The sequence below is a fragment of the Bacillus sp. SG-1 genome (genome assembly GCF_000181495.1).
Taxonomy (GTDB): domain Bacteria; phylum Bacillota; class Bacilli; order Bacillales; family Bacillaceae_B; genus Rossellomorea.
In genome coordinates this window covers 1-26578 of record NZ_ABCF01000027.1, presented here as the reverse complement: position 1 = coordinate 26578, position 26578 = coordinate 1, and the positions used below count along the sequence as shown (strand labels likewise).

The 26578-nt window shown below is 41.6% G+C and carries 20 protein-coding genes and 1 rRNA gene; 10 read left to right on the top strand and 11 right to left on the bottom strand.

Annotation, left to right across the window (positions count from 1 at the left end):
- Window positions 1–94 precede the first annotated feature (94 nt).
- Window positions 95–715 carry a spore protease YyaC gene (gene yyaC / locus BSG1_RS11965; protein ID WP_044022814.1) on the top strand — a complete coding sequence of 207 codons (621 nt, stop codon included), beginning with the start codon at window positions 95–97 and terminating at the stop codon, window positions 713–715.
- A 45-nt stretch (window positions 716–760) separates the two neighbouring features.
- Here yyaC and BSG1_RS11960 read toward each other — a convergent pair whose 3' ends face one another.
- From BSG1_RS11960 to rpmH, 11 genes are all read right to left on the bottom strand, one after another.
- Complete coding sequence (locus BSG1_RS11960; RefSeq protein ID WP_006837304.1) at window positions 761–1477, bottom strand: DUF554 domain-containing protein; 717 nt, start codon at window positions 1475–1477, stop codon at window positions 761–763.
- A gap of 444 nt (window positions 1478–1921) precedes the next feature.
- On the bottom strand, window positions 1922–2773 hold the full coding sequence (locus BSG1_RS11955; RefSeq protein WP_006837303.1) for a ParB/RepB/Spo0J family partition protein: 852 nt from the start codon (window positions 2771–2773) through the stop codon (window positions 1922–1924).
- A complete protein-coding gene (locus BSG1_RS11950; protein ID WP_006837302.1) occupies window positions 2766–3527 on the bottom strand; it encodes a ParA family protein in 762 nt (253 codons plus the stop codon). Before BSG1_RS11950 ends, BSG1_RS11955 begins: the two co-directional genes overlap by 8 nt.
- Window positions 3528–4093: 566 nt before the next feature.
- Entirely contained in the window at window positions 4094–4963 is an 870-nt protein-coding gene (gene noc, locus BSG1_RS11945; RefSeq protein WP_006837301.1) for a nucleoid occlusion protein, read from the bottom strand.
- 273 nt (window positions 4964–5236) lie between these two features.
- A complete protein-coding gene (rsmG, locus tag BSG1_RS11940) occupies window positions 5237–5953 on the bottom strand; it encodes a 16S rRNA (guanine(527)-N(7))-methyltransferase RsmG (RefSeq protein WP_006837300.1) in 717 nt (238 codons plus the stop codon).
- Window positions 5954–6094: 141 nt separating this feature from the next.
- Window positions 6095–7984, bottom strand: a complete 1890-nt coding sequence (gene mnmG, locus BSG1_RS11935) for a tRNA uridine-5-carboxymethylaminomethyl(34) synthesis enzyme MnmG (RefSeq protein ID WP_006837299.1) — start codon at window positions 7982–7984, stop codon at window positions 6095–6097.
- 66 nt (window positions 7985–8050) lie between these two features.
- Entirely contained in the window at window positions 8051–9436 is a 1386-nt protein-coding gene (gene mnmE / locus BSG1_RS11930; protein ID WP_006837298.1) for a tRNA uridine-5-carboxymethylaminomethyl(34) synthesis GTPase MnmE, read from the bottom strand.
- A 754-nt stretch (window positions 9437–10190) separates the two neighbouring features.
- Window positions 10191–10811, bottom strand: coding sequence for an RNA-binding cell elongation regulator Jag/EloR (gene jag / locus BSG1_RS11925; RefSeq protein ID WP_006837296.1), 621 nt, complete (start codon window positions 10809–10811; stop codon window positions 10191–10193).
- Window positions 10808–11587, bottom strand: a complete 780-nt coding sequence (gene spoIIIJ / locus BSG1_RS11920; RefSeq protein WP_044022813.1) for a YidC family membrane integrase SpoIIIJ — start codon at window positions 11585–11587, stop codon at window positions 10808–10810. The genes jag and spoIIIJ overlap by 4 nt, the downstream gene beginning before the upstream one ends.
- 166 nt (window positions 11588–11753) lie before the next feature.
- Window positions 11754–12125, bottom strand: coding sequence for a ribonuclease P protein component (gene rnpA, locus BSG1_RS11915; RefSeq protein ID WP_006837293.1), 372 nt, complete (start codon window positions 12123–12125; stop codon window positions 11754–11756).
- A gap of 172 nt (window positions 12126–12297) precedes the next feature.
- Window positions 12298–12432 (bottom strand): 50S ribosomal protein L34, encoded by a 135-nt coding sequence (gene rpmH, locus BSG1_RS20375; RefSeq protein WP_006837292.1) that lies wholly within the window; start codon window positions 12430–12432, stop codon window positions 12298–12300.
- 1602 nt (window positions 12433–14034) lie between these two features.
- Here rpmH and dnaA point away from each other — a divergent pair.
- The 9 genes from dnaA to BSG1_RS11870 all read left to right on the top strand — a co-directional run.
- Window positions 14035–15381 (top strand): chromosomal replication initiator protein DnaA, encoded by a 1347-nt coding sequence (dnaA, locus tag BSG1_RS11910; RefSeq protein WP_006837291.1) that lies wholly within the window; start codon window positions 14035–14037, stop codon window positions 15379–15381.
- Between the two features lie 201 nt (window positions 15382–15582).
- A complete protein-coding gene (gene dnaN, locus BSG1_RS11905) occupies window positions 15583–16719 on the top strand; it encodes a DNA polymerase III subunit beta (RefSeq protein WP_006837290.1) in 1137 nt (378 codons plus the stop codon).
- A 346-nt stretch (window positions 16720–17065) separates the two neighbouring features.
- Window positions 17066–17287, top strand: a complete 222-nt coding sequence (yaaA, locus tag BSG1_RS11900) for a S4 domain-containing protein YaaA (protein WP_006837289.1) — start codon at window positions 17066–17068, stop codon at window positions 17285–17287.
- A 14-nt stretch (window positions 17288–17301) separates the two neighbouring features.
- Complete coding sequence (gene recF, locus BSG1_RS11895) at window positions 17302–18420, top strand: DNA replication/repair protein RecF (protein WP_006837288.1); 1119 nt, start codon at window positions 17302–17304, stop codon at window positions 18418–18420.
- Window positions 18421–18429: 9 nt separating this feature from the next.
- Window positions 18430–18690, top strand: a complete 261-nt coding sequence (gene remB / locus BSG1_RS11890; protein WP_006837287.1) for an extracellular matrix regulator RemB — start codon at window positions 18430–18432, stop codon at window positions 18688–18690.
- 70 nt (window positions 18691–18760) lie between these two features.
- A complete protein-coding gene (gene gyrB / locus BSG1_RS11885; RefSeq protein ID WP_006837286.1) occupies window positions 18761–20677 on the top strand; it encodes a DNA topoisomerase (ATP-hydrolyzing) subunit B in 1917 nt (638 codons plus the stop codon).
- Between the two features lie 315 nt (window positions 20678–20992).
- Entirely contained in the window at window positions 20993–23512 is a 2520-nt protein-coding gene (gene gyrA, locus BSG1_RS11880; RefSeq protein ID WP_006837285.1) for a DNA gyrase subunit A, read from the top strand.
- 164 nt (window positions 23513–23676) lie between these two features.
- Window positions 23677–24762 carry an HD-GYP domain-containing protein gene (locus tag BSG1_RS11875; protein WP_006837284.1) on the top strand — a complete coding sequence of 362 codons (1086 nt, stop codon included), beginning with the start codon at window positions 23677–23679 and terminating at the stop codon, window positions 24760–24762.
- Window positions 24763–25116: 354 nt separating this feature from the next.
- Window positions 25117–26578 (top strand): 16S ribosomal RNA (locus BSG1_RS11870); the annotation flags it as partial.

The window sequence follows — 26578 nt, the reverse complement described above, 5'->3', positions numbered from 1 at the left end:
AAAAGTCTTAGTTTGTGACAAATACATAATACTATGTATAGATAAGCCTATTTTTCCGTATACTGTTACTACTATCTGCAAAGGAGTGGAAGGAATGAATCTGAAAAAGGGTTTTTTTGAGCGGAAATCAGAACCTTACCGGGTGCTGCATGATGATGAAAAAGCAGCAGCATCTCTTTCTGAGGAACTGCTCACCATGCTTCCGACAGCCTTACGACCCGTCGTGATCGTTTGTATAGGGACTGACCGCTCAACAGGCGATTCCTTAGGACCACTCGTCGGCACCTTTTTAGACGAAAAGATAACGGACGGTTTTCATATCTACGGCACACTCGATGAACCTATTCATGCGGTGAATCTGGAAGAGCGGCTTGCCGAAATCAGGGAAAAACACCATAATCCTTTCATTATCGGGATTGATGCATGCCTGGGAAGACTGAAGAGTGTCGGAGCGATTCAGCTTGGCAATGGGCCTGTAAAGCCGGGAGCTGGTGTGAACAAGGAACTTCCTGACGTTGGTGATATTCATATTACGGGTATCGTAAATGTCAGTGGATTCATGGAATTCTTTGTGCTGCAGAACACAAGATTGAATCTTGTCCTCAAGATGGCCAGAATCATTTCAGAAGGCATTCATTTGGCAAGCATAACAAGACCGAGAAAAGAATCATTCTTCAAAATAAACGTTAACGAAGAAAAACAGCAATTGCTTTAATCGAAAAACACACCAGGCATTTTAGGCGCTTAGTGTGTTTTTTGATTATATAAAATACTCCTGATATCCATAAATGATGGAAACTATCGCAGCTACAACCACTATTCCCGGAAGGAGATTGGCCACACGGATCTTGGTTAATCCGACTAAATTCAAGCCTATAGCAAAAATCATAATTCCTCCGGCAGACGTCATTTCAACAATAAAAGAATCCATGATAGCCTGCGGGACAAAGCGGTCAATTTGTGTCGCAAAGAGTGCGATGGTTCCCTGATAAAGAATGACAGGAATAGCAGAGAACATTACGCCAATCCCTAGAGTAGTAGTAAGGATCAGGGAAGTAAACCCGTCAATAATGGCTTTTGTATAAAGAACATCGTGTGCACCCCTAATTCCGCTGTCCAACGCGCCAATAACTGCCATAGCTCCGATGACAAATATTAGTGTCGCTGTCACGAATCCTTGGGAAATGCTCGTTTCACTATTTGAACCCAGTTTCTTCTCCAGCCAATTTCCTAATGCATTTAATTTATCATCAAGTCCCATCCACTCACCAATTACTGCCCCGAGAACCAGACTGATAATGACAATAAGAAAGTTTTCGCTTTTCATTCCCATTTGCAACCCAAGTACCATTACTGCCAAGCCAATCGCATACATTACTGTACCTTTCATGTTTTCAGGTATGCGGTGCAGCAGCTTGCCGAGCAAAGTCCCAATGATTATACAGGCCCCATTTACTATCGTTCCTAAAAGCACCATAAGACGTTCTCCTTTTTCGGTTATCGAAATACTTTCTACTAAAATAGCACTTTTCTTAAGAATTGCCTACTATTTTTTTACACTAAGGAAGAAAGAATTATAATGCTAAACCCTAAGGATTCTTCAATTACCCCCAACTGAACAGCTGCTCCTAATTTAGATGCGGATTTCTTGTTTCGGATGGCACTTCGCAGTAAAGTAAAGCTTTACATAAAGCTGACCTCCGCTCCAATCAACATATATTGAAATGAAGAGGATATACCAATTATAAAGATAACCGGGTCGTGAGTTGTTTTCATTTAGTTCTTCCTATCACAGCGTTGATTGGAGTGTAGGGGTGTGCGATCTCCTGCGGGAGCAGCGGGACAGGTAAGACCAAAAAATCGGCTAAAAAGCAAAAAAAAAGAACCAACACAACGAATATGGTTAGTTCAATCGTATTGCTTATTTATCTTCCAAATCGCTTAACAACTCAAGAATCCGGTTCAGATCATCCTGAGAGAAAAACTCAAATTCAATTTTCCCTTTTTTCTTGGACTGTTTGATGGAAACATTAGTACCGAATCTTTCTCTTAAGAGAGTTTCCTGTTCTTTAATGAAAACATCTTTCTTTTCGGGTTTCTTTGTTTCACGTGAAACATTTTCGTTTAGTTCATGTATCAGCTTCTCCAGCTGCCTTACATTCAACGATTCTTTGATTATTTTTTCAACAACAGCCTGCAGTTTCTCTTTCTTTCTTAATCCAAGCAGCGCACGTCCATGACCCATCGTGATTTTATCATCAATGATCAGCTGCTGGATTTGTGGAGGCAGGGAAAGAAGACGTATATGGTTTGCAATATGAGGCCTGCTTTTCCCAAGTCTCTTGGCAAGTTGTTCTTGTGTCAGATCCAATTTGTCAATCAATAACTGATACGCATTACCTTCTTCAATTGGAGAGAGGTCTTCGCGCTGCAGGTTTTCCAAGACAGCAAGCTCCATCATTTGCTTATCTGTCAATTCCCTTACAACGACCGGAACTTTATCAAGCTTTGCTGCCTTTGCAGCTCTAAATCTTCTCTCTCCTACCACGATTTCATAGCCTTTTATACTTTTTCTGGCAATGATCGGCTGAAGAATTCCATGTTCTTTAATGGACTCTTTCAATTCTTCAATCGCTTCCGGTTCAAATACCTTTCGGGGCTGATAAGGGTTCGGCCTTAATTCTCTCAGGCTGATTTCCTGTACAGATTCTTCTTTTGCAGCATCAACATTAGTAAATAACGCATTGATTCCTTTACCTAGTCCCTTAGCCATTCGCAGCCACTTCCTTTGCTAGATCTAGATAAACTTCTGCACCCCTGGATTTTGCATCATAAATAATGATTGGTTCCCCATGACTTGGTGCTTCACTTAACCGAATGTTTCTAGGAATAATAGTCCGGTATACTTTATCCTGGAAATACTTCTTCACTTCTTCAATAACCTGGATTCCCAGATTGGTTCGGGCATCCAGCATCGTCAGCAAGACTCCATCAATCATAAGATCATGATTAAGATGCTTTTGTACAAGTCTGACGGTACTTAAAAGCTGGCTCAACCCTTCAAGTGCATAATACTCACATTGGACGGGGATGATGACAGCATCAGAGGCTGTCAAAGCATTGATCGTCAACAATCCGAGGGAAGGAGGACAATCAATGATGATAAAGTCATATTCATCCTTAACTTTTTCAAGTGCCCTCTTTAACCGGACTTCCCTGGAGATAGTCGGAACCAGTTCGATTTCAGCACCTGCCAAGGAAATAGTAGCCGGAACTGCATATAAACGTTCGACTGTAGTTGGTTTTACCAAATCCTTGACTTCGGCATCATCTACTAAAACATCATATATACATTCCTGGACATCACCTTTTTCAATGCCCACACCGCTGGTGGCATTTCCTTGCGGATCAATATCAACAAGCAGTACTTTCTTTCCTATGTATGCTAAGCATGCCCCCAAATTGACGGAGGTTGTCGTTTTTCCAACGCCGCCCTTTTGGTTGGTAATGGCAATTATTCTGCCCAAGGTTTTCACCTGCCCTTTGAACTTCCAATTCTATTAAGAAAATTTGAATAAATTATTGTCTACCTTCTATTCTATCAAAATTCAGGAATAGTTTGTCTTTCATTTCAAAAAAATTCTATTTCCAATTTATATTGAGTTGCGCACATACAAAAAGTGAGAAACCTAATACGTTTCTCACTGAGTTTATTTATAGCTGTTTTATGTGCTTTATTGTGCTTTGAAGGGGAATGAAAAAGTTCCACTCCAGGTGAACGCCTCGCAGATTCACCTGACTAAAAATCGGCAACGCACATTCAGTGACGTACAAACCGCCGCTGGATTCAGTGCTGACCAGTCTCTAAAATCCAAATGAGGCCGCACAAGTTCCAGTTCAATCAACTGTATAAACAGCAGAGGGTTGACGTTTTCCACCCAACGCGATTAATTGTTTGATCTTGTTATAAAAAGTAAGTATAACAGGTATCGCACAGAATGCTAAGGATCTATAAACAGCAAATTATGCCAAACAGCCATATGATATATCTATTAATATAGTAATCAGAAAAAATGGCAGATTCAATTAGAATTTACTTTTTCTTAGGGATGCGAATCGTAAACTGATAGTATTCTTCATGTTCTTCTTCTTCGGAATCCAGGTTGATTCCGCTGTCAGAAACCATGGACAGGGACTGGCGGATGGTATTCACTGCTATCCGCATATCTTTACTGAAGGCCCTGCGTTTCGGTTTCGGTTTTTCCTCACCTTCAGAGAGCATTTTATCTACTCGATCTTCTGTTTGTTTAACATTCAGGTTTTTCTCTATGACTTCCTGAAGCAAGGCCACTTGTTTTTCTGGTTTCTTCAAGGGGATGAGGGCTCTTGCATGTCTTTCCGTGATCTGCTTGGCTAGAATCGCTTCCTGTACTTCTTCAGGCAGCTTTAATAGCCGAAGCTTGTTGGCCACAGTCGATTGCCCTTTGCCCAGCCGCTGTGCCAGTGCTTCTTGCGTTAGATTATGAAGTTCAAGCAGCTTTCCGTAAGCGACGGCCTCTTCAATCGGCGATAGCTCTTCCCTTTGCAGGTTCTCTATCAATGCAACAGAAGCTGTTTCTGTATCTGTCAAATTTTTAATGATTGCAGGTACGGTTTCCCATCCAAGCAATGAAACTGCCCGGAAACGGCGCTCCCCTGCAATGATCTCATACTGGTTCTCTCCACTTTCACGCAGGACGATCGGCTGGATGATTCCATGAGTATGAATTGTTCTAGATAGTTCTTCAATCTTCTCTTCGTTAAAGATAGTTCTTGGCTGGAATCGGTTTGGCACAATTTGAGAAATGGGGATATTTTTCACTTCATCTCTGTCACTTGTGTCATTGACAACGCTTTCCAATTCCTGATCATTCTCCTGATCTTTTTCCCCTATGCCAAAAAAACGAGAGAAAGGATGCTTCATCTTCCTACACCACCTTTAAGGAACTCCCTTATTTACTATTCTCTATCATATGACAAGTTCCTGCAATCACTTTGACATTTTCATACATATTAATCGACACTATTTTCGCTTAGTATGATGGTTTGTGCTGCAGGCAGCCGACTCCAATTAACTAAAACAAAATAGATTATTATTATCATTTGAAGAGCAAGCTCATAATCAAACAATAACTTGTCCTGATGTTCAAATCAAAGCAATGACAGGAACCGGTTGCTGCATATAGCTTTTAAACAGTTACTCTAATGGAAGCTTATTTGGTGTTCCCGGTTTCCGTGGATACTTCTTAGGTGTCGGCTTCTCTTTCTGAATAACTATGATGTTTCGTTCGCTTTCTTCAAGAGGAAGCTGGAAAGAATGAACTTCTTTCAGTTTTCCTCCTAATGTCGTGATGGCTTTCTTCGCGACATTCATTTCGTCTGAGGCACTGGCTGCCTTCATCGCAGCAAAGGTACCGTTATTCTTCACTAATGGAAGACATAATTCGCTTAAAACAGACATTCTGGCCACAGCCCTTGCAGTCACAAGGTCATATTGTTCACGATGTTCCGGGTTACGGGCAAATGTCTCGGCACGGTCGTGATAAAAGTGAGTACCTTCCAGGCCTAACTTATCTGAAAGGTGGTTCAAGAATGTAATCCGCTTATTCAAGGAATCGACTATGCTTACCTCAATTTGCGGGAAACAAATTTTCAGGGGAATACTCGGAAAACCAGCACCTGCTCCTACATCGCATACACGGATTTCCCGGTTAAAGTCCAGGTAAAAGGCAGCTGTTATTGAATCATAAAAGTGCTTCAAATACACTTCTTCTTTATCCGTGATTGCCGTTAAATTCATTTTATTGTTCCATTCGACAAGTGTCTCATAGTATTCCGCAAACTGAGCCAACTGCTTTGACGTCAGATTGATGCCTTTTTCGCTCAACTTCTCTGTAAACTGGGTAATATTCATTGCTACAATCCTTCCTTGGAGCTCTATTGATAGGGTTGGGTTAATTTCCAATGGGCGGCTCCCGTATTGGAAATAAAGAGCACTTTTCTAACCACCAACCCTAACCACAGAATAGAACATGAGCCTGATAATAATCTTGTATTATTCCGAAGATACCTTGGCGATTTTTCCTTGTTCGATGTACACAAGTAAAATTGAAACGTCAGCAGGATTCACTCCTGAAATCCTTGACGCTTGGGCCAAAGATAAAGGACGGACTTCTTTCAGTTTTTGCCTCGCTTCAGAAGCCAAGCCATTGATGGCATCATAGTCGATGAAATCTGGGATTTTTTTGTTTTCCATCTTCTTCATCTTATCGACTTGCTGCAGTGACTTCTCAATATAGCCTTCATATTTGATTTGAATTTCCACTTGTTCTTCAATGTCCTCTGTAAGAGGTTCTTCTCTCGGAATCAGCGCTTTGATATGGCTGTAATTCATTTCCGGGCGACGGAGAATGTCGGAAGCCAATATTCCGTCTTTCAACTCGCTCCCGCCTGCTTCCTTGATTACGTTTTGTGTCTCTTCATTCGGCTTCAGCCTGATCGTTTGCAGACGTGCTTTTTCTTCCTCAACAAGCGCTTTTTTTGTTAGGAAGCGCTCATACCGTTCGTCTGAAATCAGTCCGATTTTATGACCGATATCTGTTAGACGAAGATCAGCGTTATCATGGCGGAGAAGTAACCTATATTCCGCTCGGGAAGTTAGAAGGCGGTAAGGCTCATTCGTTCCTTTCGTTACAAGGTCATCAATCAGTACGCCAATATACGCATCCGAACGATTTAGAATGACTTCTTCTTTATCCAAAGCACGGCAGGCAGCGTTAATTCCTGCCATCAAGCCCTGTCCGGCAGCTTCCTCATAGCCTGATGTACCATTGATCTGGCCGGCAGTATAAAGGTTCTTGATTTTTTTCGTTTCCAAAGTCGGCCATAGCTGTGTAGGAACGATGGAATCATATTCAATTGCGTATCCTGCTCTCATTAACTGAGCCTTTTCAAGTCCAGGTATTGTCGCAAGTATTTTCATTTGCACATCTTCAGGAAGACTCGTCGATAAACCTTGCACATACACTTCTTGTGTATTTTTCCCTTCTGGTTCTAGGAAAATTTGATGTCTTGGTTTGTCATTGAAACGGACGACTTTATCCTCAATGGAAGGGCAATAACGCGGTCCGGTCCCCTTGATCATCCCTGAGTACATTGGTGAACGGCCTAAATTATCATCGATCAACTGATGTGTTTCGGCGTTCGTATAGGTAAGCCAGCATGGAAGCTGGTCCGTGATATACTTTGTTGTTTCATAACTGAATGCCCGTGGCACATCATCACCAGGTTGAATTTCTGTTTTCGAATAATCAATGGTTTTACTGTTCACACGCGGCGGTGTTCCTGTTTTGAAGCGAACCATATCGAAACCAAGCTCCTGCAAATGTTCTGAAAGCTTAATGGAAGGCTGCTGATTATTAGGGCCGCTTGAATATCTCAAATCTCCAAGGATGATTTCCCCGCGAAGGAATGTACCAGTAGTGATAACCACAGTTTTTGCGCGGTATTCTGCACCCGTTTGCGTTACCACCCCTTTACATTCATCGTCTTCGATGATCAGGCTTTCCACCATTCCCTGTAAAAGAGTCATATTCGGTTCATCTTCAATCGTTTTCTTCATTTCATGCTGATATGCAAATTTATCCGCCTGTGCCCTCAGTGCACGCACGGCAGGTCCTTTTCCTGTATTCAGCATACGCATTTGGATATGGGTCTTATCAATATTCCTGCCCATTTCTCCTCCAAGTGCATCTATTTCCCTGACCACAATCCCTTTGGCCGGACCGCCTACTGACGGATTACACGGCATAAATGCGACCATGTCGAGGTTGATGGTTACCATCAAAGTTTTAGCGCCCATTCTTGCAGCTGCCAATCCCGCTTCCACGCCTGCATGACCTGCACCGATAACGATGACATCAAATTGTCCTGCTTCATATTGCATCGTTTTCGTTTCCTCCTTAATAATGGTGATTCTTATAGTTGAAAAAGTTTTATCATAACTGAGTATTTATTTTCCTAGACAGAATTGAGAGAAAAGCTGATCAATCAAGCTTTCATGGACACTTTCACCGATGATTTCACCCAACAGCTCCCATGTTCTTGTCAAATCGATCTGGGCAATATCAATCGGAGTTCCCATTTCCACTCCGTTAATGGCCTCATCAATAGCCCCATGAGCTTGGTTCAACAAAGCAATATGGCGGCTGTTTGAAACATACGTCATATCTCCTGCTTCAAGCGATCCAGCGAAAAATAAGGTAGAAATGGCTTCTTCAAGTTCATCGATTCCCTGTTCTTCCAATAAAGAAGTCGTCACGACGGCATGTTCGGCTGCCAATTCTTTCACTCTATCCATATCAATCTTCTGAGGAAGATCGGTTTTGTTGACGATAACAATGACATCCATGCCCTCCACTGCTTTGAAGAGTTGTTCATCTTCATAAGTGAACTCATCTGAGTAATTGAGGACAAGCAAAATTAAATCGGCTTCTTTCAATACTTGCCTAGACCGTTCTACACCGATTCTCTCCACAATATCTTCCGTTTCCCTTATACCAGCCGTATCAACCAGTCGGAGTGGAACTCCCCGGACATTCACATATTCTTCAATGACATCACGAGTAGTACCCGGAATATCTGTCACAATTGCCTTATTTTCATGAACAAGGCTGTTTAACAATGAAGACTTTCCTACATTAGGCCTTCCGACAATGACCGTTGAAAGACCTTCCCTTAAAATTTTTCCCTGCTCAGAAGTACGAAGCAGTTTTTCAATTTCATCCCGTACATATTTGGATTTCTCTAGCAATACACCGTGTGTCATTTCTTCGACATCGTCATATTCGGGATAGTCAATATTGACCTCCACGTGGGCCAGTGTTTCTAAGATTTCCTGTCGGAGCTTGCGGATCAGCTTGGATAATCTTCCTTCCATCTGATTAAGGGCTACGTTCATTGCCCGGTCCGTTTTTGCCCTGATTAAATCCATGACGGCTTCAGCCTGAGATAAATCTACTCTTCCATTAAGGAACGCTCTTTTGGTGAACTCACCCGGTTCTGCCAAACGGGCTCCATTTTTCAAGACCAGCTGCAAGACTTTATTGACGGAAACCAACCCGCCGTGGCAATTAATTTCTATGATATCTTCACGTGTGAAGGTTTTTGGGCCTTTCATGACTGACATCATGACTTCCTCTACGACTGCACCAGTGGAAGAATCGACGATATGGCCATAATTGATCGTGTGGGAAGCAAACTCATGGACAGAGTTGCCCTTGATTCCCTTGAACACTTTGTCTGCGATATCGAAAGCCTGGTCACCGCTCAGACGGACAATGGCAATCGCACCTTCTCCCATTGGAGTAGAAATGGCTGCAATTGTATCGAATTCCATCTCTCTCACCTCTTTTCGTATACTGATTTTCTTTTGAACACAACAAATGATCCGGAACGCCTTTTTTTAATAAGGTAGCCATTCCGGTAACAAAATATCTATTTAATCAAATGATTTATTTAAAAGGCGTTATTTCCTCTAAATGATTAGAATATCATAATCCCCAACGTTACAAAAGTTTCGCTTATCATTTATCCACAAAGACATTTTTCTTATTCTCTCATTTTAACTTATCCACATGTGAATAACAATAAAGCGAATCTGAACTTTCTGCGACTGACGGTCTGTTTTTAAAAATTCGTTTTTCATTCGGGAGAGTCAGATGAGGATAAAGAAGCGATTCCATCACATTCGAACTTTTTTAATAGTATCCGAAGTAGACGTACCGAATCGTATGGAAGTATGGATTCAATTTAGAGTGAAGGTAATTTTAGATGAAGAAGTAGAAAAACGCTTAGCGGCCCATTGAGAGAACAAATATTCATGAGATGATAGTTCTTAAACTTTGTTGCTATTTAATATAAATTTCATAAGATATGCCTTTATTCACAGAAAATAAAATATGCTGGTAGCAAGAAAAGAGCTATTCACCTTGTTCAGAGAAAAAAGCCCTTGTCTCCAAAGGAAAAATCCGGCTCTTTGGATTTTTCCGAGAGCAACAATATATACGAAAACAGCGTTTCGATAACACCCTTTACTCGTTTTTACGCAAAAAAAATCCAGGCTGGATAAACAACCTGGATGTGTTTGTCTATTATCTTTTTGGTGCAATGACGATGTAGCGATTTGGTTCAGAGCCTTCTGAAAATGTATCAACTTTTTTCGATCTTACCAAAGCAGAATGAATCACTTTACGTTCGTAAGACGGCATGGGTTCCAATGAGACTTTTCGATTGGTTCTTACCGCTTTCTCTGCAAGTCTTTCTGCCAGGTTCGATAGAGTTTGTTTTCTTCTTTCACGATAATTTTCAGCATCTAGAACGACTGTTAAAAATTGATCAGAATAACGATTGGCGACAAGACCAGCCAAGTGTTGAAGGGAATTCAATGTCTGACCCCTCTTACCGATCAGCAAGGCAATTTTTTCACCTGACAATTGAAATTCCGCATTACGGCCTTCCACTTTCATTTCAACTTCAACATCAATTCCCATCATGTTGCTGACAGAAACCAAGTATTTCTTCACTTCATCGAAAGGATTGATAACCTTTTTAACAAGAACTGTTGCAGGACGGGATCCAAAAAGACCAAAAAACCCCTTTTTCCCCTCATCCTTTACTGCAATTTCTGCTTCTTCCCTGGTGATATTCAATTGAGCTAGTGCGGATTCTACTGCTTCTTCGACCGATGGACCAGTAGCAGTTACTTCTCTCACTTTTTCGCTCCTCCATTTTTGGCAAGTTCCTTCTGTTCTTTGATATCCGGACCTTTAATGAAGTACGTTTGAATGATCATGAAGATGTTACCGACTACCCAGTATAAAGAAAGAGCTGCTGGGAAGTTGATTGCAAAGATGATAATCATTACTGGCATGATATAAAGCATCATGGCCATTTGTGGATTTTGATTCGCTGTTCCTGCCATCATCATTTTTTGCTGAATGAACGTTGTTACACCAGCAATTAGCGGCAGAAGGTACAACGGATCCGGCTGTCCAAGGTCAAACCATAAGAAAGTATGGTTTTTGATTTCTTCAGTACGGACGATTGCATGGTAGAAACCAATCAGAATCGGCATCTGCACGATTAACGGGAAACATCCTGCCAGCGGATTAACTCCATGCTTTTGGAAAAGCCCCATTGTTTCCTGCTGCAACTTTTGCTGTGTCTGTGCGTCTTTTGAGCTGTATTTTTCACGAAGCTTCTGCATCTCTGGCTGAAGTGCCTGCATCGCTTTTGAATTTTTCGTCTGTTTGATCATCAATGGCAGGATCGCCAAACGGATAATCAATGTAACGATGATGATACCTAATCCGTAACTTCCATCAAAAAACTCGGAAACTTTTATAATTAATAATGAAAGAGGATAGACAATATATTCATTCCAAAAACCGGTATTATCCTCTGTAATCGGTTGGTTATATTCCATGCAGCCTGACAAGACTGTTACAAGCCCAATCAAAACCAGCACGGCTAAAAATCTTTTTTTCACCCTCTGCTTCCTCCCTAATTCTTTTTATCTTGGACAACCTGGCTTGTCCATCAATCATCCCGATCATCTGTTTTTCAATCATCGGAACTTGTGCAAACACAGAGATATTGTAACATTTTTTATAGTTACTATGCTGTAGAAACTTGTCTAAGTTCTTACGATTTTTCTATCTCCTTTTGTCAGTCTGCGTTTGCTGACTTACTCGTAAGGCTTTGCTTTTCTTCAATACATGGATCATACTTTTTTTGATTTCATGAAAATCCATATCGGCCGCCGGTTTTCTGGCGATAATAACATAATCATAGTTATTTTTAACTTCATCTTTCAGTTCCAGGAATACCTGTCTGATGTATCGTTTAATTTGATTACGGACGACAGCGTTTCCAATTTTCTTGCTGACAGAAAGACCAATTCTGAAATATTGCTGATCCTCTTTATGCAGTTTGTAAACGACAAACTGTCTGTTGGCAATCGATGTCCCCTTCTTGAAGACCTCTTGAAACTCAATATTTTTTTTGACTCGTTGTTCTTTTCGCATTTACCCACCTGCTATTTTCTAAAAGTAAATCTGTTATCTGTTTTCTCTATTATAGAAAGTTTTATACTTCCGCTCATCCGCCTTTGCAAAGAAATCTTATTCCCCTTCTTCGGGCAGATCCTGAAGTTTTTCCTGCAATAATTGAAAAAAGACCACTGATAAATTCAGTGGCCTAGGCAGATAATACTTTTCTTCCTTTTTGACGACGGCGAGCTAGAACTTTACGGCCGTTTTTAGAGCTCATACGTGCACGGAAACCGTGGTTTTTGCTTCTTTTACGAGAATTTGGTTGGAACGTTCTTTTCATATATGACACCTCCCTAAAGGAATGGATAAAATTATAGGTTATAGACAGTCTTTTCAATTATAAAGAGAGGGACAAAAATTGTCAATACCACTCCACCTGTATTTAGGAATGGTAAAATATGATTTTTTTATTTGATACCAGTGATATTCTGAATGTTGAACTTCCTCCCCTTATGAGTTGCATGAGTGGTAAACTTCCTTTTTTTCGATTTGATGAATCGCAGCCCGATGATAGTAACCATTTGTTCCAGTATTGTTCTATATTATGACCCTTACGTTCAATTAATGAGGGTACTGCGTTGGCAATTTTTTTTACTCCTCGGCAGGATTGGTTTCTTAGTTTCCGCTTCTTTCCTCTCTTTGCCCCTAATCTGATCTGGAATCAAACTCGACCTCAACTTCCCTGCCTATACCAGAATAAAACTGCGCTTAGGTCTCAATCTTGTCTTTTCCTCTTTAATTCTCACTCAGAAATTTAAAATTAATCATGAACACTATTTCATGAAGGCATATTTTATTTAGGCTTACCGCCTGAAGAGAAAATATCTAAACTACCAAAGCAGCAATGGTTGCGTATTGTGTCTTTTGAAATGGCTCTTTTCGTAAACTTTGTTGCTATTTAATACAAACTGTAAAAAATACTTACTTAATTAACCAGAAATAGCTGATAAATAAGAAGAAAAGAGCTAATTCACCTTGTTCAGAGAAAAAAGCCCTAGTCTCCAAGGGAAAAATCCGGCTCTTTGGATTTTCTGAGAGCAACAATATATACGAAAACAGCGTTTGAAATACAAGACTAGAGCCCTAAAATCTGTTCGTCGCTGAACGGCCGTGTTCGCTTTTTGGTTCATCGCCCCCGCTAAGTCACGCACCTGGAGTGCAAATCTGCCAGCTATTTATCAAAGGCTCTTTCTTGAAGAAAAGAGCTACTCTCCCTGTTCAGTAACCAGGGGAAAAATCCGGTAGCAGGGATTCTTCCGAAAGCAACAATCTAAACGAAAAGCCTTATTAAAAAACATAGAAATAGCTTTTACAATAACAAAGCTGCTCTTTTTTATTAATCACTAATTCCCCGAATTATTTCTGAAAATAAGTTAAAAATAAAAAAATGTTTTTTGGCCGCCGAACAATTTCAAACCATTTTACAATCGTTGACCAAAAAATATGATTTTCGCTCCGAACACTATATGTGGATATTTTTCGACATGAAAATAAACTATCCACAACACATATTGACACCTTTTTCACATATAAATACCCTGTGGAAAAGTTTTTTCAACAAGAATGAGGTATTGTGGATAAACTTTAAAAGCCATTGCAACCGCAAGGATATTCTGATATGATTATTGTGTTTTCACTCTGAATTACTATTGTTGGTAAAATGCGTTATCCACAGTTGGTGGATAACTTGTGGATAGTTTATACAGAGCCTTTGTAAAAGGTTGTCCACAAAAGGTGGATATTGTCGAATAACCGTTTTTCTTCCTATATATATTTTTTTCCACATTCATAGTTTTGTATTTTTATTAATCACAGACATTCACTAGGGAGTCAGGTTGTACAATCATTGTACATACTCTTAGAGGAAAAGGAGGGGACCAGTTTGGAGAATATAGGGGACTTATGGAATAAAGCCCTTTCGAATATAGAGAAAAAGATCAGTAAGCCAAGCTTTGATACATGGCTTAAATCAACCAAAGCTCATTCCATACAAGGAGATACACTCGTCATCACCGCTCCCAATGAATTTGCAAGAGATTGGCTGGAAGGAAGGTATTCTCAATTAATTTCCGATGTTTTATTAGAGATTACTGGTGAAGAACTCATTGTTAAATTTATTATCCCGCAAAACCAGGAACCGGAAGAATTTGATATACCTGTACCTCCTAAAAAAGTCGTTGATAATGATGATGGTCAGGAATTTCAGCAAAATATGCTCAATCCTAAATATATGTTCGATACCTTCGTCATTGGATCCGGGAACCGCTTTGCTCATGCTGCATCACTTGCTGTTGCAGAAGCTCCGGCAAAAGCCTACAATCCCCTGTTTATCTATGGAGGAGTAGGACTGGGCAAAACCCACTTAATGCATGCAATCGGCCATTATGTACTTGAGCATAATCCGGCAGCAAAAGTCGTTTATTTATCATCTGAAAAATTTACGAATGAATTCATTAATTCCATTCGAGACAATAAAGCAGTAGATTTCCGCAATAAATATCGTAATGTCGATGTCCTATTGATTGATGATATTCAATTTCTTGCCGGCAAAGAACAAACTCAGGAAGAATTCTTCCACACGTTCAATACGCTGCATGAAGAAAGCAAGCAAATTGTTATTTCTAGTGACCGGCCTCCAAAAGAGATTCCAACTCTTGAAGACAGGCTCCGTTCCCGTTTTGAATGGGGGTTGATCACTGACATCACACCTCCCGATCTTGAAACCAGGATTGCCATCTTAAGAAAGAAGGCTAAAGCGGAAGGCCTCGATATTCCTAATGAAGCCATGTTATATATCGCCAATCAAATAGATTCCAACATCCGTGAGCTTGAGGGTGCTTTGATCAGAGTCGTCGCTTATTCTTCGCTGATCAATAAAGATATCAATGCCGATCTTGCGGCGGAAGCATTAAAAGATATCATTCCTAGTTCAAAACCAAAAGTGATTACAATTGCTGATATCCAGAGGGTTGTCGGTGAGCAGTTCAATGTTAGAATGGAAGATTTCAAAGCGAAGAAGCGGACGAAATCCATAGCATTCCCAAGGCAGATCGCCATGTATCTATCCAGGGAAATGACGGATTTTTCACTTCCTAAAATCGGAGAAGAGTTCGGAGGCAGGGACCACACCACTGTCATTCATGCCCATGAGAAGATTTCGAAGATGCTCGGATCTGATTCCACTTTCCAGCACCAGCTGAAAGAAATCAGGGATCTCCTGAAAAATTAAATAAAGAGTTATCCTTAATACTGTTAATAACTTGGTCATGTTTTTACACAGTCTGTCCACATGTGGATAGGCTGTGTTTACTTTCGTTTTTTGTACTTATCCACATACTAACAGGCCCTATTACTACTAGTACTATTTTTTTATAAATATATTAGTATATGCTGCAGTAAAAAAATTATGTTCAAACTGGAGGAAAAGATAATGAAATTTGTTATCCAAAGGGACGATCTCGTACAAAGTGTCGGAGATGTAATGAAAGCTGTAACGTCCAGAACAACAATTCCGATTCTTACTGGTATTAAAATTATTGCGAATGAAGAAGGAGTCACACTAACAGGAAGTGATTCAGATATTTCAATCGAGTCTTTTATCCCAAAAGAAGAAGAAGGCAATGAGATTGTAGAAGTTCTCGAAACAGGCGGAATCGTACTTCAAGCGAAGTTCTTCAGTGAAATCGTCAAAAAACTTCCTATGGATACTGTTGAAATTGAAGTTCAAAATCATTTACAAACAGTCATTCGCTCAGGAAAAGCAGAATTTAACTTGAACGGCTTAGATCCTGAAGAATATCCTCATCTGCCGCAAATTGAAGAAGGAAATGCTTTGAAGGTTCCTACTGATTTGTTAAAAACAATGATCAGACAGACTGTGTTCGCGGTGTCCACCTCAGAAACACGCCCCATCTTGACAGGTGTAAACTGGAAGGTCGAAAACGGGGAACTAAACTGTATTGCAACAGACAGCCATCGTCTGGCAATGAGAAAAGCACCGCTTGAGAATGACAACGGAAAAGAATACAACATTGTTATTCCAGGCAAAAGTTTGACAGAGCTGAGTAAAATCCTGGATGACAACTCAGAATTAGTTGAAATTGTCATTACGGATAACCAAGTTCTATTCAAGGCAAAACATTTAATGTTTTTCTCCAGGTTGCTGGAAGGAAATTATCCTGACACTAGCCGTTTGATTCCAAATGAGAGCAAAACGGAACTGACCCTGACGACAAAAGAGTTTCTTCAGGCCATTGACCGTGCTTCGCTATTGGCGAGAGAGGGAAGAAATAACGTTGTCAAACTATCTACAATTGAACAAGGCTTTGTTGAAATTTCTTCTAATACCCCAGAAATTGGAAAAGTTATAGAAGAAGTCCAAAGTCAATCCATTGAGGGAGAAGAGTTGAAAATTTCCTTTAGTGCTAAATACATGATGGATGCTCTAAAAGCGTTAGAAGGAACTGAAATTCATATCAACTTTACAGGCGCGATGAGACCTTTCGTCATCAAACCTCTTCATGATGATTCCATACTGCAGTTGATCCTGCCGGTAAGAACGTATTAATCACAAATAAATTTGACTGGCTTTATAACACCGTTCAAGAGTTATATAGCCAGTCTCTTTTTCTTTTACGGTGAGAATTATTAGTGTTGTAACCAGTTGATTCAACGGGAAGACAGTTCGCAAGGGGATTTCACCTGTCCTGCAGAACTTAAGGAGTGAACAATTGTGGGAACAAATGCTTTATCACTTTAAAGCACTAAGAGGGACTGTCCCTTTCAGTGATTTAAAGTATTAAAGTACTGCCGGTATAGGGGTAGAGAGGGGAACACAGGTTGTGTTTTGTATTAAGGTGAAAATATAGTAAAATATATTATTAGATATTAATGTCGGAAAGTAGTGATGTATCGTGGAAAAGCAAATTGCAATAGATACTGAATATATTACATTGGGACAATTCCTGAAGCTTGCAGAACTCATTCAATCAGGAGGAATGGCCAAGTGGTTTCTGAGCGAATATGAAGTATTCGTTAACGGGGAGCAAGACCAAAGAAGAGGAAGAAAATTGAGGGTTGGAGACAGAGTCGAAATTGAAGAAAATGGGGCTTTCATCATCTCTGACGAAAAATAAGAGGATGTCTGTACATGTACATTGAAGAAATACAGCTCAAAAATTATCGGAACTATGACTCCGTTGATATCTCTTTTGAAAACAATGTGAACGTCATACTGGGTGAAAATGCCCAGGGAAAGACTAATATCATGGAGTCGATATATGTTTTGGCGATGGCAAAATCCCACAGGACATCAAATGATAAAGATTTGATACGCTGGGATGAGGAATATGCTAAAATAAAAGGTAGGATTAAAAAACATAATGGCTCGCTTCCCTTGGAATTAGTCATCTCCAAAAAAGGAAAGAAAGCCAAGTCCAATCATATTGAACAAAAGAAATTAAGCCAGTATGTTGGAAATATGAATGTCGTCATGTTTGCGCCTGAAGATCTCCACCTTGTAAAAGGGAGCCCTCAAGTAAGGCGTCGTTTTATTGATATGGAAATCGGGCAGGTATCCCCTGTCTATTTGCATGATATCGCGTTATACCAGAAGATCCTTCAACAGCGGAATCATTATCTGAAAATGCTTCAGACGAGGAAGCAGAAGGATGAAACGATGCTGGATGTCCTGACAGAGCAGCTGACAGAGGTCTCTGCCAAGATAATCAGGAAGCGGTTCGAATTCATAGAGCTTCTGCAAGAATGGGCACGTCCGATCCATTCAGGTATATCAAGGGGTCTTGAAACACTTGATATTCAATATAAGCCCTCTATTGATGTATGCGATGATCAAGATTGGTCGAAAATGATAGACATAATAGCTGAAAAGTTTCACACTATCAGGCAGCGTGAGATAGACAGAGGTGTGACGCTTGCCGGCCCTCACCGCGATGACCTCCAATTCTTTGTCAACGATAGGGATGTCCAGACATTCGGTTCACAGGGACAGCAGCGAACAACCGCCCTTTCCTTGAAGCTTGCCGAAATAGAGCTGATCCATTCGGAGATAAAAGAATATCCAATCTTGCTTTTAGATGATGTATTGTCTGAATTAGATGATTTCAGACAGTCCCATTTATTAAATACAATCCAAGGAAAAGTCCAAACATTTGTAACAACCACGAGTGTTGACGGCATCGATCATCAGACACTGAATGATGCTACAACCTTTGAAGTTGAAACAGGTCATATAGAGAGAGTGAAGTGAGGTGTTTCCATGTATATTCATGTTGGGGAAGATGTGATGGTAAGAACAGATGAAATTGTTGCGATTCTCGACAAGGATACTGTCCAGTTTTCGGAAGAAATGCAATTATTTTTGAAAAAGAAAGAAAAACAGACGAGTAACCTGGCCAAAGGTACATATAAGTCTCTGGTGGTCACCGTGGACCAGCTTTATCTTTCACCATTGGCATCCACCACATTGAAGAAGCGTTCAAAAAAATGGAATACCCATGACAATCTTTTAAATAGATAGAGGAATTACTAAACATTTTATATTCAAGCATGATTACATGCACAGGAAGTGTAGGTGAATTGGTTTGACAATGGAACAAGAACAAAGACAATCTTATGATGAGAATCAGATACAGGTTTTAGAAGGTTTGGAAGCGGTAAGAAAGCGTCCCGGGATGTATATCGGTTCCACTAGTTCCAAAGGGCTGCATCACTTGGTGTGGGAAATCGTCGATAACAGTATCGATGAGGCGCTTGCGGGCTACTGTTCTGAAATCAAGGTAAGCATTGAAAAGGATAATAGCATAACCGTACAAGATAACGGACGCGGAATCCCGGTCGGTATCCATGAGAAGATGGGAAGACCTGCTGTGGAAGTCATCATGACGGTTCTCCACGCCGGTGGTAAGTTCGGTGGCGGAGGATATAAAGTTTCAGGTGGTCTTCATGGAGTGGGTGCATCGGTCGTTAATGCCCTGTCCACTGAATTAGAGGTATTTGTACACCGTGATGGCAAAATCCATTATCAGAAATTCGAAAAAGGTGTGCCGAGCGGTGACTTAAAAGTAACAGGAGAATCAGATGTAACAGGAACAATCATCCACTTTAAACCTGATCCTGAAATTTTCACTGAAACAACGGAATACGAATATGACATCCTTGCTAACCGATTGCGTGAGCTGGCATTCCTGAACAGAGGAATCAAAATCATCATTGAAGATAATCGGGTGGAAGATAAAAAGAATGAATACCACTATGAGGGCGGAATCAAGTCATATGTGGAACATTTGAATCGTTCAAAAGAAGTTGTCCATGAAGAGCCTATCTATATTGAAGGTGAAAAAGATAATATTTCCGTGGAAATCGCCCTGCAGTACAATGATGGATTTGCGAGCAATCTTTATTCTTTCGCTAATAATATTCACACATATGAAGGCGGTACACATGAATCCGGATTCAAGACGGCCCTGACCCGTGTAATCAATGATTATGCCCGGAAAAATCATTTATACAAAGAAAGTGATGCGAATCTTTCTGGAGAAGATGTGCGTGAGGGTATCACAGCAATTATATCCATCAAGCATCCAGACCCGCAGTTTGAAGGGCAGACCAAAACCAAACTGGGCAATTCAGAAGCAAGGACCATTACCGATGCACTGTTCTCAGAGCATTTCGAGTCTTTCTTATTGGAGAACCCTGTTGTTGCAAGAAAAGTAGTCGATAAAGGGTTAATGGCAGCCAGAGCGAGATTAGCAGCGAAAAAAGCCCGTGAGCTTACCCGCCGCAAGAGTGCCCTGGAAGTTTCCAGCTTGCCTGGTAAATTGGCCGACTGCTCTTCAAGGGACCCTAAAATCAGTGAAATATACATCGTTGAGGGAGACTCTGCCGGTGGCTCTGCCAAGCAGGGACGTGATCGTCACTTCCAGGCGATATTGCCTTTGAGAGGGAAAATCATCAATGTTGAGAAAGCACGCCTTGATAAGATTCTTTCCAACAATGAGGTACGTGCCATGATTACAGCATTGGGAACAGGAATTGGAGAAGACTTCGACATATCCAAGGCCCGTTATCAAAAGGTCGTCATCATGACTGATGCCGATGTCGATGGAGCGCACATCCGTACATTGCTGCTGACATTCTTCTATCGCTACATGAGACAAATCATCGAAGCGGGATATATTTATATCGCACAACCGCCTTTATATCAAATCAAGCAAGGTAAGAAGATAGAGTATGTCTATTCAGACAAACAGCTGGAGGAAGCACTGGCTCAAATGCCAGCACAGCCAAAGCCGGGAATTCAGCGCTATAAAGGTCTAGGTGAGATGAACGCTACACAGCTCTGGGAAACAACAATGGATCCTGAGTATAGAACGCTTCTGCAGGTTAGCCTGGAAGACGCAATCGAAGCGGATGAAACGTTCGAAATGCTGATGGGGGACAAAGTAGAGCCGCGAAGAAACTTTATTGAAGACAATGCTGCATATGTGAAAAACCTGGACGTTTAATTCATCAGCAGGATAGAAGCATTTTTTCTATCCTGTCTTTTACATAAGTCCCTTATACCATCAAAGGGAGACAGCACTAATATATGAAAAAATCTCTGACTTTAAGTTTTAAAAGACAATATAGATTCAGGTTGATAGAGAAGGATGAGTAACCTCAATGGGACAGTGGAACGGTTGAGAAGCCGAGCAGCCCTGCCCCGCGGACGGCATCGGCATCCATGAATGAAAATCAACCGGCCTTTTTTCAAAGAGTGAGAAAGAAACAAAAGTGGACATAGGTAGCTAAATACCTTTTAAAAGGAGGTCCCTTCTATTATGGCGGAAACACCACGTTCTAATGTAAAAGAAATTAATATAAGCCATGAAATGCGTACATCTTTCCTGGATTATGCAATGAGTGTTATCGTTTCGCGTGCATTGCCTGATGTACGTGATGGTTTAAAACCCGTACACCGAAGAATTTTATATGCGATGAATGACCTGGGAATGACATCTGATAAAGCTTATAAAAAATCTGCCCGTATCGTCGGTGAAGTAATCGGTAAGTATCATCCGCACGGTGACACTGCTGTATACGATACGATGGTTCGTATGGCGCAGGATTTCAACTATCGTTATATGCTTGTAGACGGCCATGGAAACTTCGGGTCTGTTGACGGAGATTCAGCAGCAGCCATGCGTTATACAGAAGCAAGAATGTCCAAGATATCAATGGAAATCATTCGTGATATCAACAAAGATACGATCGACTACAGGGATAACTATGACGGATCGGAACGTGAACCGATTGTAATGCCTTCACGATTCCCTAACCTTTTGGTGAATGGATCATCCGGAATCGCTGTAGGAATGGCGACCAACATACCGCCACACCAACTGGGCGAAGTCATTGACGGACTGCTTGCATTGAGCCATGACCCTGAAATCACGATCCAGGAATTGATGGATTATATCCCTGGCCCTGATTTCCCTACTGCGGGAATGATCGTCGGCAGAAGCGGAATCCGCAGAGCTTATGAATCAGGTAAAGGCTCCATCACGATGAGAGCGAAAGTAAGAATTGAAACAAAGGCAAATGGAAAAGAAACCATCATTGTCGACGAAATCCCATATCAGGTCAATAAAGCTAAGCTTATTGAAAAAATCGCTGATCTTGTAAGAGACAAGAAGATAGAAGGCATTACAGACCTTCGTGACGAATCAGACCGTAATGGAATGAGGATCGTCATCGAAGTCCGTAAAGACGCCAATGCCAATGTTCTTCTTAATAACCTATACAAACAGACAGCGCTGCAGACAAGCTTTGGTATCAACCTGCTTGCTCTTGTAGATGGGCAGCCGAAGGTCCTGAACTTAAAGCAATGCCTATACTATTATTTAGAGCATCAGAAAGTGGTTATCCGCAGAAGAACTGAATTTGAGCTTAAGAAAGCGGAAGCGCGTGCTCATATCCTGGAAGGACTGCGGATTGCTCTCGACCATATTGATGAAATCATCGCCTTGATCCGCGGCTCTCAAACAACGGATATTGCCCGTGAAGGATTAATGGAAAACTTCTCCCTTAGTGAGAAGCAGGCACAAGCTATCCTTGATATGCGACTTCAGCGTTTAACCGGTTTGGAACGGGATAAAATTGAAAATGAATATCAAGAGCTTGTAAAACTAATTGCTGAACTAAAGGCCATTCTTGCTGATGAAGAAAAAGTACTGGAAATCATCCGTGAAGAATTGAATGAAATCAAAGAACGCTTCAATGATGAACGCCGTACTGAAATCGTTGCTGGAGGCATTGAACAGATTGAGGATGAGGATCTGATTCCACGCGAAAATATTATCCTCACACTGACTCATAACGGATATATCAAGCGCCTTCCTGTTTCCACTTACCGCAGCCAGAAGCGCGGTGGACGAGGGATCCAGGGAATGGGAACGAATGAAGATGATTTCGTTGAACATCTTCTGACCACCTCCACACATGACACCATCCTTTTCTTTACGAACAAAGGAAAGGCATTTAAAGCGAAAGGATACGAAATTCCAGAATTCAGCCGAACGGCTAAAGGAATTCCAATCATCAACATGCTTGGTGTCGATAAAGGTGAGTGGGTCAATGCCATGATCCGTATTGAAGAATTCGTTGATGACTGGTACCTGTTCTTCACTACGAAGCAGGGAATCTCAAAACGTACGCCGGTATCTGACTTTGCCAATATCAGAACAAACGGACTGATCGCCATTAACTTAAGGGAAAATGACGAACTCATTTCTGTTAAGTTGACTGATGGCAGCAAAGACATCATTATCGGTACACAAAAAGGAATGCTGATCCGTTTCCCTGAGACAGATGTACGTTCAATGGGCCGGACGGCAACCGGTGTAAAAGGAATCAACCTTGATTCCGAAGATATTGTTGTCGGCATGGAAATCCTAGAAGAGAAAGATGACGTCCTTGTCGTTACGGAAAAAGGCTTCGGTAAACGTACACCTGCTGAAGAGTACCGTATCCAGACTCGTGGCGGTAAAGGGTTGAAAACATGCAACATCACAGACAGAAACGGAGAGCTCATCTCTGTGAAAGCTGTGACTGGTGAAGAAGACCTGATGCTGATTACTGCACATGGGGTCCTGATCAGAATGGATGTAAATGATATCTCGATTACGGGAAGAAACACTCAAGGGGTGAAGCTGATTCGTTTAGATGAAAACAGCAGCGTCGCCACAGTGGCAAAAGTAGAAAAAGATGAAGAAAAAGAAGAAGACATTCCGGTAGACCTGACAGAAGAATCGTCGGAACAAGCGGCAGAGGATTCTGCTGACGAAACGGATAACGAATAAAACCTATGATCACTCTCCACCTATGGGGAGTGATTTTTTTGTGAGGAAGGTAAACTTGATTAAGGTCAGGAAATTATTATACATGCAATTTTATATAAAAACGGTACGCTGTCTTCAAGTTATCTGGTAAAATAAAGAAGTGAACGCAGGACAGAGGTGAAAATATGAAGATAAATGTACGTGATGTGGAAGAGGGATGCATTCTTGACCAAGATGTTAAAGGAATGGTCTCCCTGCCAATCATTCCAAAAAATACTGTAATTCAGGGTATACATATTAAAGTATTGCAATCATTTCATATTGAAGAAGTATCCGTCGAAAAAACGAAAGCAGATGGAACTCCATTTAATCCAAAGCAGACAGTGGAAACTGAAGACAGATCAGAACAACCGAAACGGATGTATGATGGTTTCCTAAAAGTTTATTTAAATAAAGTCCAAGAGTTTAAATCCGAATTCCACAACTGGCAATCCGGGATGCCGGTTTCCATTTCCAAGATAAGAAACATTATCCTGCCATTACTGGAACTTGTGGAGCAAACCCCTAAGAATATTAGCCATCTCCACCGATATAGCTCCAAAAATGATTATCTCTATCATCATCCACTTGCGGTTGGCCTTCTAAGTGGTTTAATCGCCAAGAAACTGGGCCTCGATACAGGAAAGAAACTACAAGTGACCCTTGCAGGGGTACTGGCTGATTCAGGAATGGCTAAGATTCCTGTCTCCATCCTCACAAAACAGACAGCTCTGACAGAAACTGAATTCAAAGAGATTAAAATGCATCCTGTATACAGCTACAAAATGGTTAAAGATATCTCCCTTTTAAAACCTGAAACTAAATTGGCTATCTTTCAGCATCATGAACGATTAGACGACAGCGGTTACCCAACCGGTGAGAAAAATGATAAGATCCACTTGTTCTCGCAAATCATCGCGGTAGCAGACGTTTTCCATGCCATGATTTCAGAAAGGATATACAGAGGCAGGCAGCTTCCTTTTCAGGTACTGGAGCAGATCAAAGAGGATCACTTTGGCAAGTATGATATTCAAGTGGTACAAGCCTTATTGGACGTAACAGCAGATTTGCCGATAGGCACCATCATCCGTCTGACGAATGGAGAAACCGGTGAAGTCATGTTCACAACAAAAGAGAATATGACACGTCCTCTGATACAAATAAAACAAACAGGGGAGATCATGGACCTCGCAAAAAGAAGAGACTTGTTTATAGAAGAAGTCATATCTTAAGAACGATAGTAAGAAAGAAGCGAATCGGTCTTTGACTGGTTCGCTTCTTTCTTTTAAACTATTTAATTAAAAGAAATGAAAATTAACCCTTGCTATTATTATGGGAGGAATGTATAATAATTCTCGTTGGCAAAAAAGCCGGCAAAACATTTTTAAAAAAAGATGTTGACAATATAACTGGTAAAGTGTTATATTATTAAAGTCGCTTACGACAGACAAGCGCATTGAACATTGAAAACTAAACAACTCAAAACGTCAACGTTAATTCAGTAAGAACATGATTCTTACAAAGTTGCTAACACTTTAATTAGCAGGCTGAAACATAGTTTCAGCATCAATGAGCAAGTCAAACTTCTTTCGGAGAGTTTGATCCTGGCTCAGGACGAACGCTGGCGGCGTGCCTAATACATGCAAGTCGAGCGGACTGATGGGAGCTTGCTCCCTGATGTCAGCGGCGGACGGGTGAGTAACACGTGGGTAACCTGCCTGTAAGACTGGGATAACTCCGGGAAACCGGGGCTAATACCGGATAGTTCATTTCCTCGCATGAGGAAATGTGGAAAGGTGGCTTTTAGCTACCACTTACAGATGGACCCGCGGCGCATTAGCTAGTTGGTGAGGTAACGGCTCACCAAGGCAACGATGCGTAGCCGACCTGAGAGGGTGATCGGCCACACTGGGACTGAGACACGGCCCAGACTCCTACGGGAGGCAGCAGTAGGGAATCTTCCGCAATGGACGAAAGTCTGACGGAGCAACGCCGCGTGAGTGATGAAGGTTTTCGGATCGTAAAGCTCTGTTGTTAGGGAAGAACAAGTGCCGTTCAAATAGGGCGGCACCTTGACGGTACCTAACCAGAAAGCCACGGCTAACTACGTGCCAGCAGCCGCGGTAATACGTAGGTGGCAAGCGTTGTCCGGAATTATTGGGCGTAAAGCGCGCGCAGGCGGTCTCTTAAGTCTGATGTGAAAGCCCACGGCTCAACCGTGGAGGGTCATTGGAAACTGGGGGACTTGAGTACAGAAGAGGAAAGTGGAATTCCACGTGTAGCGGTGAAATGCGTAGATATGTGGAGGAACACCAGTGGCGAAGGCGACTTTCTGGTCTGTAACTGACGCTGAGGCGCGAAAGCGTGGGGAGCAAACAGGATTAGATACCCTGGTAGTCCACGCCGTAAACGATGAGTGCTAAGTGTTAGAGGGTTTCCGCCCTTTAGTGCTGCAGCTAACGCATTAAGCACTCCGCCTGGGGAGTACGGTCGCAAGACTGAAACTCAAAGGAATTGACGGGGGCCCGCACAAGCGGTGGAGCATGTGGTTTAATTCGAAGCAACGCGAAGAACCTTACCAGGTCTTGACATCCTCTGACAACCCTAGAGATAGGGCTTTCCCCTTCGGGGGACAGAGTGACAGGTGGTGCATGGTTGTCGTCAGCTCGTGTCGTGAGATGTTGGGTTAAGTCCCGCAACGAGCGCAACCCTTGATCTTAGTTGCCAGCATTCAGTTGGGCACTCTAAGATGACTGCCGGTGACAAACCGGAGGAAGGTGGGGATGACGTCAAATCATCATGCCCCTTATGACCTGGGCTACACACGTGCTACAATGGACGGTACAAAGGGCAGCAAGACCGCGAGGTTTAGCAAATCCCATAAAACCGTTCTCAGTTCGGATTGCAGGCTGCAACTCGCCTGCATGAAGCTGGAATCGCTAGTAATCGCGGATCAGCATGCCGCGGTGAATACGTTCCCGGGCCTTGTACACACCGCCCGTCACACCACGAGAGTTTGTAACACCCGAAGTCGGTGAGGTAACCTTT